The sequence below is a fragment of the Maribacter sp. X9 genome, from assembly GCF_048537565.1.
Taxonomy (GTDB): Bacteria; Bacteroidota; Bacteroidia; order Flavobacteriales; family Flavobacteriaceae; genus Maribacter.
On record NZ_CP183215.1, the window covers coordinates 4,110,438 to 4,123,241 of the forward strand.

Sequence of the window (12,804 nt, forward strand, 5' to 3'; positions counted from 1 at the left end):
TTCTCCAAAAGAAAAAACAAAGAAAAATTAAAGAATTTCTGCTACCACAAAATTACTTCCCCCCACATAAATAAAATCATTTGACGCAGCTTGTTTTTTAGCTGACTCAAAAGCTTTATTCACAGACGAATAGGAAGACCCTTGAAAACCCTGTCGTGTGAAACTCTCACAGAGGACCTTTTCATCCAGACCCCTGTTTATTTTAGGTTTACAAAAATAATAGGTTGCATTTTTTGGGAATAAAGGTAAAATACCACTTAAATCCTTATCCTTCACAAACCCAATAACGAAGTGAAGTCTTGCTGATTTTTGTTGCTTAACTTGATCTAGTACAATGGCCAAACCTTCTTTATTATGTGCAGTATCACAAATGATCGTTGGATCACTTCCTATTTGCTGCCAACGGCCCATCAATCCGGTATTCTCAACTACATTTTTCAATCCATTGACAATATTTTCTTGTGAAATATGAAATCCCTTCAGTTGCATGATTACAGCTAGAACACCTTTAATGTTTTTCCTTTGGTAAGAACCAAGCAGGCCTATTTCATACTCTGGAAAAGAAAGGTCTTCCGCAAATACGAGTGGTGCATTCAAACTTTTAGCTTTCTTCTCGAATACAGGTGCGGTATCCCCATTGAACTCACTAATCACAACAGGAATACCCTTTTTAATAATTCCAGCTTTTTCCCCAGCAATTTCAGGTAGGGTATTTCCCAACATATCGGTATGGTCAAAACCTATATTGGTAATCAGACTAACCTCTGGAACAATAATATTGGTAGAATCCAAGCGACCTCCCAAACCGACTTCAACAATGGCGATATCCACTTTCTTATCCTCAAAATAAGAAAAAGCCATTCCCACGGTCATCTCGAAAAAGGAAAAAGTATTTTCTTCTAAAAAAGATTTGTTCCTCTCTATAAAATCGACCACATATTTTTTACTGGCTTTTTTACCGTTTATACGAATGCGCTCCCTAAAATCCTTTAAATGTGGTGAAGTATAGAGACCAACCTTATATCCCGCTTCTTGAAGTATAGATGCGAGCATATGGCTACTTGAGCCTTTACCATTGGTACCGGCAATGTGGATAGTTTTAAATTTCGCGTGTGGATTACCTAAATGACGCGCAAGAGATACTATTCCGTCCAGTTTGGCATTGAATGCGACTTTTCCTTTGTTTTGGTACATTGGAAGTTGCGCGAACATCCAATCTAAGGTTTCCGTGTAGGTCACTCCCCTAGTTTGAAATTAACCACCACGAAACCAACTTGTTCACTTGGTGCATTGCTATCAAGATTCCATTTATGCATAAAGGCGGTTTTTTTTGCGGGCTCCAATAAACACGGATTATTGTTCGTAGTACCCCTTACCCCTGGTGTCGCACTGATCACTTTACCGTTCCTATCCACAACAATTTTAACGACCACCGTACCAGATTCGTTACATTCTTGTTGCACTTTCCCTTTATTGACAAGAGACCTACCGTTTAAGCCATAACCTCCAGTACCACTCCCAGAACCTGGACTTCCGTAATAACTAGTGGCATAAGGATCACCATCGGGCTGCCCTTTATCTCCGGCCTTAGCATCATCTCCTTCACTACCTGATGCCGTTCCGTCAGATTTATTAAGACCACCCATAAGTTCGTCCAAACGTTTCTTTTTCGCTTCTTGTTCTTGCCTCGCTTTCTCTTCAGCATCCCGTTTTTGTTGTGCTATACGAGCCGCCTCTGCCTTGGCTTTCTTTTCTGCCTCTTCAGATTTTCGCTTAGCCTCTGCCGCTTCATTTTCTGCCTTTCTTTTAGCATCTTCAGCTTGTTTTATCCGAATAGACTCTTCATTTTCTTGAGTTAAAACTTTTTCAGATGGTGCTTCTTTGTCTGCAACTTCCTTAACCACTTCCTCTTGAGACTCTTCGACGGCCTCTGCCACCTCTTGCTTTGTTGGCTCTACAGGCGGAGTCTCCAATGGTTCTGAACGAATTTTTTCCTTGGGTTGAAATTGTCCACTTCCAAAATCGGTAGTACCAAAATTAACGGAAATACCATTTTCTTCCGGCGGATCCATATAAGTAAGCCCAATGTAAAATAAAGCCAATAGAAGCACACTTAGCAACAAGGTTGTAAGTGTTAATGATTTTTTCTTGTGTCTCGTATCTAAAAATGCCATTTAATTGGGCCGTACCGCCAATATCACCTTGTAGTTATTCCTATTAGCGATATCCATTACGTTGACTGCTTCTTTAATTGCAACGCTTTCTTCCGCTCTTAGAATAATTGTAGGATTGTCTTGACCTTCAAGGGCTTTTTTTAATTCAATTTCAATATATTCTCCGTTAATTCTTTGATTATTCACAAAGTACTGTAGGTTTTTATCTATGCTTACAGATACGTTCTGAGTATTCGTAGATTTTCCTTTTGCCTTTGGCAATAACAAGTCAAGCGCATTAGGTGAGTTTGCCGTTAACATGAAAAATATCAATAACAAGAATACAATATCTGTCATTGAGGACATGCTAAAGTCTGGACTGACCTTATTTCTTCCTTTTAATTTCATATTGAAAAATTAAAGGGGTTCGTTTAATAAATCTAGAAACTCAACAGCGTTGGCTTCCATTTTATGGACTACTTTATCTGTTCGGTTGACCAAATGATTATACCCTACATACGCAATAATACCCACGATAAGCCCTGCCACTGTAGTCGTCATGGCCGTATAGATACCAGATGCCAATGAGCCCATTTCGGCCTGACCGCCACTACTCGCCATTTCGTGAAATGCGAGAATCATACCGATAACAGTTCCCAAAAACCCGATCATAGGCGCAGCTCCTGCCACAGTTGCCAAAACGCTTACATTTTTTTCAAGCTTATAAACCTCTAAAGTACCAGCATTTTCGATGGCGGTATTGATATCGTCTAGAGGTTTACCGATACGCGAAATTCCCTTTTCGGTCAACCTAGCGACTGGAGAATCTGTTTGTGCACATAAAATTTTGGCCGCCTCTAACTTACCCGATGTCACATGGTCCCTAATCTGGTTCATGAAATTCTTATCTATCTTCGATGCAGCATTTACCGCCAAAAGACGTTCAAAATAAATATATAGTGCAACCCCTAACATAATGAAGAGCACCGAAATAATAATCACACTGCCAGCCCCCCCATTAAAGACCAAATCTATAACTGAAAGAGTTTTCTCTTCTGACAACATTTCACCGCTCGCATCTTGAGCCAAATCCTGGAATAATAACATAGTGTTCTTTAAGTATTGAATTTGCCTTTATAACGGTGATTTGTCGATTAAATTATCCGTGAAGCACATAATCTCTAATTAAAACAAAAACACCGGCACCACTAATAAAACCTATAAAGGCCAACCAGGATATTTTCTTCAAGTACCAGAAAAAATCGATTTTTTCCATCCCCATGGCCACAACGCCTGCAGCGGAACCGATAATCAACATACTGCCCCCTGAACCTGCGGAATAAGCGATAAAATGCCATAAGGGACTATCAAGAGCTTGACCGAACATGCCCATACTTGCCGCTACCAAGGGTACGTTATCAATAACAGCAGACCCTACCCCGAACAATAACACTACTATATCGGTATTCGGTATTGCTTCATTCAAACTTTGGGCATAATGAAAAAGCATACCTAATGATTCTAAGGCGGCCACCGCTAGTAATATCCCTAAAAAGAAAAGAATACTTGGTAATTCAATTTTCGATAATGAATGATGAACGGGGCTATGATGGCCGACACCTTCGTGTTCGCCTCCGTCAACATTAGAAATGCTGAACTTTTTATTACTGAATATTTCGGCAAACGTGGCAACGACGGCAAGTGACAACATCATACCAACATAAGGTGGCAAATGTGTAATCGTCTTGAAAAATGGAACAAAAACGATTGCCCCCAAACCTAGATAAAGCATTATGGACCCATATTTTGATTTTGGTGTCTCTTCTTCAAAATCGCCCTCTATCTTACCCTTAAAAGCTTTGTTGCTTCCTGCAATCAAAGTTGGAACAATCATACATATCACTGAAGGAATAAATACATGTAGCACTAACTGACCTGCCGTCACTTTATTCGCGATCCAAAGCATCGTTGTAGTGACATCTCCAATGGGTGACCATGCTCCACCAGCATTGGCGGCTATGATAATGAGACCCGCAAACCACAACCTTGTTTCTCGGTCATTAACCACCTTTTGTAAAATAGTGATCAAGACAATAGTAGCCGTTAAGTTATCGATAATAGCGGACAGGATAAAAGCTAAAATAGCAAACAACCACAACAACTTTCTTTTACTTCGAGTCCTTATGTACCCCTTAATAGTAGCGAAACCATCAAAATAATCTATTATTTCAACAATGGTCATAGCACCTAGAAGGAATACGAGAATCTCTGCAGTTTTCCCCAAATGATGCAAAAGAATTTCATCCATATGGGTCGGCTCCAATTCTTGCAGAACCGTGTTAACTTCAAAAACATCCATATGGGTCAATGCAATAATCGCCCACAAAATAGCCATCATGGCCAATGCCGGAATTAATTTGTCTATTTTAAGATTGTGCTCTAAAGTAATGGCAAGATATCCCGCCAAAAAAACAATAATAATAAGGGTTTCCATTTTCGTTGGTTTTTTTAATGACTACATCTAAAGTGTCAAATATAGGTTCTATTTCGAAAAATTGAAATTAACGAAAGATATTTAAAATCGCATTCGAATTACGAATGTTTTTATAATTACACGTAAGTAAACTGACATCCAAAGACTTAAAATTATGAAAATTGAAATTAACAGGTTTTTATTGACATCTTTTTAACCTAAAACTTTAAATAAATTATAGTATTATTTGAAACTGAAAAGAAAAAGGTCATTATTCCATGACCTACCATGCTACTTTTTAAAATTCAAATTTTTGATCCTATATCTTTACCTTTGGTAACATAACCTTTTAAGATACGTATATGGATTTTTCCTTGTCAGAAGAACAAAAACTAATTCAACAAGCGGCAAGAGATTTTGCACAAACCGAGTTACTCCCCAACGTCATAGAGCGTGACGAAACACAAAGTTTTCCAGAGGAACAAGTGAAAAAGCTTGGTGATTTAGGATTTTTGGGAATGATGGTTGATCCGAAATACGGTGGCAGCGGCCTGGACACCCTTTCTTACGTTTTGGCCATGGAAGAATTATCAAAAATAGATGCCTCAACCTCCGTTGTAGTATCTGTCAACAACTCTTTGGTTTGCTGGGGATTGGAAAAATTTGGCACTGAGGAACAAAAGAAAAAATACTTGACAAGATTAGCCACCGGAGAAATTATCGGGGCATTTTGCCTATCCGAACCCGAAGCTGGTAGTGATGCCACTTCACAAAAAACAACCGCTATCGACAAAGGCGACCATTATATCTTAAATGGAACAAAAAATTGGATTACTAACGGAAGTTCCGCAAGTGTTTATTTGGTTATCGCACAAACGGACAAGGAAAAAAAGCACCGCGGAATCAATGTCCTAATTGTTGAAAAAGGAGCGGAAGGTTTTGAAATCGGCCCTAAAGAAAACAAGTTGGGCATTCGTGGCAGCGACACCCATTCCTTAATTTTTAATGACGTTAAAGTTCCAAAAGAAAATAGGATCGGAGAAGATGGCTTTGGTTTCAAATTCGCAATGAAAACTTTGGCAGGTGGTCGAATCGGTATTGCGGCACAAGCTTTAGGCATAGCCGCCGGGGCCTATGAACTGGCCTTAAAATATTCTAAAGAACGAAAGGCCTTTGGCACAGAAATCAGCAACCACCAGGCCATAGCCTTTAAACTGGCCGACATGCATACCGAAATACAGGCTGCACGTTTGTTGGTCTATCAATCGGCATTAGATAAAGATAATGGTAGAGATTATGACCTTTCTGGGGCAATGGCGAAATTATACGCTTCAAAAGTAGCCATGGAGACTTCTGTTGAAGCGGTTCAAATACACGGCGGAAATGGTTTTGTAAAAGAATACCATGTCGAGCGCTTGATGCGCGACGCAAAGATTACACAGATTTACGAGGGCACTTCAGAAATACAAAAAATTGTAATTTCCAGAAGTATTTTACAATAAATTATTTTTATCACCATAACACCCCTTCTAGTTTAGGGGGTTATTATTCATTTAGGTTTATATAATTTGTTAATGAAACTATATAGACGGGTATAATTGTTACAAAGTCTCCATTATCAGATTTTACCCCCTCCAATTCTATTGTATTTAAATCATTATACCCTAAATTTATCAATCTGATAAATTGAACCAATCAAAAATTGATAATTAATGATTTTTTAGCCTTTTATTTAATTCGTTGAATTTTTTATTCGAATAAGTTAAAATCATTGAATATAATATATACAATTTGATATTTTTGAAGAAATACCATAAAGATGACATTGAAGAAGCAAGGATTATATCTCCCGGAATTTGAACATGATAACTGTGGGGCTGGTTTTATATGTAGCCTAAAAGGAAAAAAATCCAATGACATTATACATAAGGCATTGGAAATCCTGTACCGCCTAGAACATAGAGGTGCCGTAAGTGCCGATGGTAAGACTGGTGATGGTGCAGGAATATTAATTGATGTACCCCACGACTTTTTTCAGGCCGTTTGTAACTTTGAATTACCAAAAGTCGGTGATTATGCCGTTGGTAACGTTTTCTTTCCCAGAAAGGAGAATCAACGTAATTTCTGTGTTTCCATATTTGAGGAAAACATAAAAAAACAAGGGTTAAAGTTATTAGGTTGGCGCGATGTCCCAGTCAATCGCTCCATTCCGGGTAGAATTGCCGCTGAAACCGAGCCCTTTGTCAGGCAAATTTTTGTGGCCAAAGAAAACCCCGAACAAGATTATTTTACTTTTAACTTGAAGCTTTTCATTGCCAGAAAAGTTACAGAACACACCATAATAAAATCAAAATTATCGGAAAGTAAGTTCTTCTATGTACCTAGCCTATCCACTAAAATAATCATCTTCAAGGGTTTATTGATGCCCTTGGATATAAGCTTATATTATTCCGATTTAATGGACTCAAGGGTGGTTACCAGGTTGGCATTGGTACACCAAAGATTCTCTACCAATACGTTCCCTACTTGGGATTTGGCACAACCCTTTAGATATATGTGCCATAATGGTGAAATAAACACGCTTAGAGGAAATGTATCGCGAATGTTCTCTAGAGAGGAACTGTTGAAAAGTGACCTGTTCGGTGACGAAATCAAGAACATCCTTCCCATCATTTTACCCGGAAAATCAGATTCCGCAACCATGGATATGGTGGTTGAATTATTATTGATGACCGGTAGATCTTTGCCAGAAGTGATGATGATTTTGGTTCCAGAAGCTTGGGAAAAGAATACTGAAATGTCAGAGGCTAAAAAAGCCTTCTACGAATACCATTCTTGTATGATGGAACCTTGGGATGGTCCCGCATCTATCCCATTTACCGACGGAAACTTTATTGGAGCAGTACTGGATAGGAATGGACTTAGACCCTCGCGTTATTCGGTCACTAAGGATGACTATGTAGTGATGTCATCAGAAACCGGAGTTGTTGAAATCGCACCTGAGAATGTTGAATTCCACGGTCGTTTAGAACCCGGTAAAATGTTTTTGGTCGACATGGAAGAAGGCCGCATCGTAAACGATGAAGAGATTAAAGAGAAAATTGCACAAAGATATCCTTACAAAAAATGGTTAAAAGACAACTTGGTTTACTTAAGGGATATACCTTATAATGACTGTCCTTTATTCCTAGGTGAAGAAACCCTTGAAAAAAGGAAGTCAGTTTTCGGATACACTCTCGAAGATATCAACACCATAGTTTTACCTATGGCTAAAACAGGTAAGGAACCCATTGGCTCTATGGGGTCTGATACCCCAATTGCAGTTTTATCGCAACGTCCTCAACTTATATATAACTACTTCAAGCAATTATTTGCACAGGTGACCAATCCGCCATTGGATGGAATACGTGAAGAATTGATAACGGATATTAGCCTAACCTTAGGAAGTGACCATAACATTTTTGAATTTTCTGAATTACACTGCAGAAAGCTAAAAATTCAGAATCCGGTAATTTCAAAAGAGGATTTGGACAAAATCAAAAATTACGATGTAAGCCCAGATTATAAAGTGGTTTCCATTTCTATCCTATACTCCATTAAACAAGGCCATAATGGTTTAGAAGATGCCTTACAATCTGTACTTACAGAAGCATCTAAAGCAGTTGACAACGGTGCTAATATCATTATATTATCCGATAGGAGCGTTAGCGAGGACATGGCCCCAATACCAGCTTTATTGGCGTGTTCTTTCGTAAACAGTGGATTACAAAAACTTGGGAAACGCTCTAAATTGAGCATTATCGTTGAATCAGCAGAACCTAGAGAAGTGCACCATTTTGCGCTTTTATTCGGATTTGGTGCAAGTGCTATTAATCCTTATCTGGTTAATGAAATCATAGCCGAACAGATAGAAGAACATGATATTACCGAAATCACGTTTGAAGAAGCCATAAAGAATTATAATAAGGCAGTAGGCAAGGGCATTTTAAAAGTAATGAACAAGATTGGAATCTCTACACTTAACTCCTACCGCGGATCCCAACTTTTTGAGTGTATTGGCATAAATACCAAAGTAGTTGAAAAATACTTCCCGAATACCCCAACACGTATACAAGGAATAGGTCTGTATCAAATAGAAAAAGAAATAGCTCTACGCCACCACAAGACCTTCAATAAAAAAGAGGTTGCCGCTACTCTTGATCTGGAAATTGGTGGAGAATATAGATGGCGTAGAGATGGTGAAAAACACATGTTCAACCCGTTATCTATTGCAAAACTTCAAAAAGCAGTGCGCGGTAACGAACCAGAGACCTATAAGGAGTATTCTCAAATGGTCAACGAACAAGCACATAATTTAATGACCATTCGAGGACTTTTCGAATTCTCTAATTACGACCCGATTCCATTAGATGAAGTTGAACCTTGGACGGAAATCGTAAAACGATTCAAGACTGGAGCAATGTCCTATGGTTCTATAAGTAAGGAAGCCCATGAAAATTTAGCCATCGCCATGAACCGTATCGGTGGTAAAAGTAATTCTGGCGAAGGTGGCGAAGATGAAAATAGATTTTACAAAAATTCAACCGGCGATTGGAGAAATAGCGCTATTAAGCAAGTTGCATCAGGTAGATTTGGTGTGACCTCCAATTATCTGACTAACGCAAAAGAAATTCAAATTAAGATGGCACAGGGGGCCAAACCAGGTGAGGGAGGTCAATTACCAGGCCCTAAAGTAAATCCAGCAATTGCAAAAACTAGAAATTCGACTCCGTATGTAGGTTTGATTTCTCCGCCACCGCATCATGATATTTATTCCATTGAAGATTTATCACAGCTTATTTACGATTTAAAATCGGCCAATAGAAAAGCGAGGATCAATGTGAAATTGGTTTCAGAAGTTGGTGTAGGAACCGTTGCTGCGGGTGTAGCAAAAGCTAAGGCAGATGTTGTACTGGTATCCGGTTTTGATGGTGGTACAGGAGCTTCACCGTTGACCTCTTTGAAGCACGCCGGGCTTCCATGGGAGTTGGGTATTGCCGAAGCACAACAAACTTTGGTACTTAACGATTTGAGAAACAGAATCGTTTTAGAATGTGACGGTCAATTGAAAACGGGTAGAGATGTGGCTGTAGCCTGCCTACTAGGTGCTGAAGAGTTTGGTTTCGCAACGGCTCCTTTAGTAGCCTCTGGATGTATTATGATGCGTGTTTGCCATTTGAATACATGCCCGGTCGGTATAGCTACCCAAAACCCTGAACTACGGAAGAAATTTCAAGGCAAACCCGAGCACGTGGTAAACTACATGTATTTTGTAGCCCAAGAATTACGTGAGATAATGGCTCAATTAGGATTCAGGACCATTAATGAAATGGTAGGTCAGGTTCAAAAACTAGATCGTAAAAAAGCCATTGACCATTATAAGGCAGCTGGAATAGATTTAACCCCTATTCTACATCAGGTAGATGTTCCAAAAGGAACCAAGTTGTATAATACAGAGAAACAAAAGCACGACATCGATAAATCCATAGAATTTGATATTATAGCCAAAGCAAATCCATCTTTATTCAGAAAGGAAAAATTGACATTAGATTATCCAATCTGTAACACAGACAGAGCTGTAGGGGCGATTATAAGCAATGAAATCTCCAAAACCTACGGAGCTGAAGGATTACCTATCAATACACTCAGACTTAATTTCACAGGTTCTGCAGGACAAAGTTTTGGCGCCTTTGCAACAAGAGGACTAACAATGGTGGTAAACGGGAATACAAATGATTATTTAGGAAAAGGGCTTTCAGGAGCGAAGCTCGTAATTAAAGTCCCCGAAAAATCAACCATCATACCTGAAGATAATGTGATTACGGGCAATGTGACGCTTTACGGTGCCACAGCAGGTAGAGCTTATATAAACGGAAAAGCCGGGGAGCGTTTCTGTGTTCGAAATTCAGGAGCAAAAGCAGTAGTGGAAGGTATTGGTGATCATGGTTGTGAATATATGACCGGTGGGATTGCCGTAATTCTTGGTGAAGTTGGAAGAAATTTCGGAGCTGGAATGAGTGGTGGTATAGCCTATGTATTAGATGAGAAAAAGACCTTTAAACAAAGATGTAGCTTAGAAGGCTTAAACCTTTTGGATGTTACAGAAGACAACGATATTAAAGAATTAAAAGATTTGATAGAAAGTCATTACAACTCAACCTTAAGTCCGTTAGCGCAACGAATTTTAGAGAATTGGGAATCGTATTTACCTAAATTCATTAAGGTGTTACCTGAAGAATACAGACAAGCTTTGATACGTTTAGAAGAAGAAAATTTACAAACTATTTAAAAATCGAAAGATGGGGAAGACAACAGGATTTTTGGAATTCGATAGAAAAGTGGAACAATACGCACCAGTTGAGGAGCGCGTAAAAAATTATAGGGAATTTACGGTTCCTATGCCTGAAAAGGAATTAAAGGATCAAGGTGCACGTTGTATGGATTGCGGTATTCCCTTTTGCCATAGCGGTTGCCCACTGGGAAATTTAATTCCGGACTTCAACGATGCGGTTTATCGTGGAAAATGGAAAAAAGCTAGTGAAATATTACATTCAACTAATAATTTTCCTGAATTTACAGGTAGATTATGTCCGGCACCATGCGAAGAAGCGTGTGTTTTAGGAATCAATGAGAATCCGGTAAGTATTGAAAATATTGAAAAAAACATAGTTGAAACAGCTTTTAAGAATGGTTGGATATCAGCAAAACCCCCGGTCTACAGAACCGGTAAGAAAATTGCGGTTGTTGGATCGGGGCCTGCGGGTCTCGCTGCGGCACAGCAATTAAACAGAGCCGGCCACGAGGTAACGGTTTTTGAACGTGATGAAAAACCCGGTGGACTTATGCGATATGGTATTCCAGATTTTAAAATGGAAAAATCCATTATTGACAGAAGGTTAGAAGTTCTAAAGGAAGAGGGCATCACCTTTATCTGCAATACGCATATCGGCGTTGACATTCAAGCCGCTAAATTAAAAGAAGATTTCGATGCTATCGTTTTAACAGGTGGCGCTACTATAAGAAGAAATCTACCCATTGAAGGTTCTGACTTAAAAGGAGTAGTACAAGCGATGGATTTTTTGGGCCAAAATAACAGGCGTGTAGATGGTATTAAGGACTTAGGTGAAGAAATAAAGGCCACTGGTAAAGATGTGATTGTAATTGGTGGTGGAGATACAGGTTCCGATTGTATAGGAACCTCTTTTCGTCATGGAGCCACATCAGTTTCAAATTTTGAAATCATGCCTATGGCCACCGTCGAAAGACCTGAAGACCAACCTTGGCCTTTCTGGCCAATGAGATTACGTACAAGTTCTTCCCATAAAGAAGGTGCCGAGCGATTTTTCAGTATTTCGACCAAAAAATTTATTGGTGACGAATTAGGTAATTTAAAAGGACTGATTACTTCTGAAGTGGAATGGATTAAAAATCCAGGACAAAGGCCCCAACTAAAAGAGGTGGAAGGCACGGAAAAGGAATGGAAATGTGAATTAGCACTGCTTGCACTAGGGTTTACAGGCTCTGAAGATACTATAGCCAAGCAATTAGGTATCGAAATGGATGCCCGAACCAATGTTAAAGCATCTGAAGTTAACTATAAGACCAATATACCCGGCATTTTTGTAGCAGGTGATCAACGAAGGGGGCAGTCTCTAATTGTATGGGCTATTTCAGAAGGACGGCAAGCGGCATATCATGTTGACAAGTACTTAATGGGCGAAACAGCATTACCTTTAAAAGGAGACGGTGATTTACCTAGGGTATAGTTAGTAGATACTCTTTATATAATAGTAAAACGCCCAGTTAGAAATAGCTGGGTTTTTTTGTATATAAAAGTTTTACAAACATTTATCAACGTTCTATGAAAAACCTTAAAGATGTCCAAAATGAGGACTTAGGGTGTTCAATAGCAAACTCAATAGCCTTGGCTTTTAAATATTTACACAAGGAGGGAGCCCTATTTAATCTCAGTATCATTTAAGGCAAAACTAAGGCATTAAGACTCTGGTTCAAAGGTGTCAAAAATGTAAAGTTCTTTCTTTCCAGATTGATTACAATTCTCGCATAAAAACGATACTTAAACATAACCCTTCTGTCCAGTTCAATACACATAGTAGGCAAAATGCCTTCCTATTTGTA

At 39.0% G+C, this 12,804-nt stretch carries 8 protein-coding genes; 3 read left to right on the forward strand and 5 right to left on the reverse strand.

All coding sequences use genetic code 11. From position 1 onward, the window contains the following. Nucleotides 1-27 precede the first annotated feature (27 nt). Genes ACNR9Q_RS17570 through nhaD form a run of 5 tightly spaced genes read right to left on the reverse strand, consistent with a single transcriptional unit; the run spans nucleotide 28 to nucleotide 4,647 of the window. The gene (locus ACNR9Q_RS17570) at nucleotides 28-1,239 is read right to left on the reverse strand and encodes a bifunctional folylpolyglutamate synthase/dihydrofolate synthase (RefSeq protein ID WP_419212524.1); all 1,212 of its coding nucleotides are present in this window, start codon (nucleotides 1,237-1,239) and stop codon (nucleotides 28-30) included. Beyond that, entirely contained in the window at nucleotides 1,236-2,174 is a 939-nt protein-coding gene (locus tag ACNR9Q_RS17575; protein ID WP_419212525.1) for a cell envelope integrity protein TolA, read from the reverse strand. The genes ACNR9Q_RS17570 and ACNR9Q_RS17575 overlap by 4 nt, the downstream gene beginning before the upstream one ends. Continuing rightward, the gene (locus ACNR9Q_RS17580; protein WP_419212526.1) at nucleotides 2,175-2,561 is read right to left on the reverse strand and encodes an ExbD/TolR family protein; all 387 of its coding nucleotides are present in this window, start codon (nucleotides 2,559-2,561) and stop codon (nucleotides 2,175-2,177) included. 9 nt (nucleotides 2,562-2,570) lie between these two features. Further along, nucleotides 2,571-3,260: a MotA/TolQ/ExbB proton channel family protein gene (locus ACNR9Q_RS17585; protein WP_419212527.1), complete on the reverse strand. Its 690-nt coding sequence runs from the start codon at nucleotides 3,258-3,260 to the stop codon at nucleotides 2,571-2,573. A gap of 52 nt (nucleotides 3,261-3,312) precedes the next feature. Continuing rightward, nucleotides 3,313-4,647 (reverse strand): sodium:proton antiporter NhaD, encoded by a 1,335-nt coding sequence (gene nhaD / locus ACNR9Q_RS17590; protein ID WP_419212528.1) that lies wholly within the window; start codon nucleotides 4,645-4,647, stop codon nucleotides 3,313-3,315. Between the two features lie 341 nt (nucleotides 4,648-4,988). On the opposite strand from nhaD, the gene ACNR9Q_RS17595 reads away from it, so the two are divergent. The 3 genes from ACNR9Q_RS17595 (at nucleotide 4,989) to ACNR9Q_RS17605 (ending at nucleotide 12,431) form a co-directional block, all read left to right on the forward strand. Next, nucleotides 4,989-6,128: an acyl-CoA dehydrogenase family protein gene (locus tag ACNR9Q_RS17595; protein WP_419212529.1), complete on the forward strand. Its 1,140-nt coding sequence runs from the start codon at nucleotides 4,989-4,991 to the stop codon at nucleotides 6,126-6,128. A gap of 317 nt (nucleotides 6,129-6,445) precedes the next feature. After that, nucleotides 6,446-10,954 (forward strand): glutamate synthase large subunit, encoded by a 4,509-nt coding sequence (gene gltB, locus ACNR9Q_RS17600; RefSeq protein WP_419212530.1) that lies wholly within the window; start codon nucleotides 6,446-6,448, stop codon nucleotides 10,952-10,954. A gap of 10 nt (nucleotides 10,955-10,964) precedes the next feature. Beyond that, a complete protein-coding gene (locus ACNR9Q_RS17605) occupies nucleotides 10,965-12,431 on the forward strand; it encodes a glutamate synthase subunit beta (RefSeq protein ID WP_419212531.1) in 1,467 nt (488 codons plus the stop codon). Nucleotides 12,432-12,804: the final 373 nt, after the last annotated feature.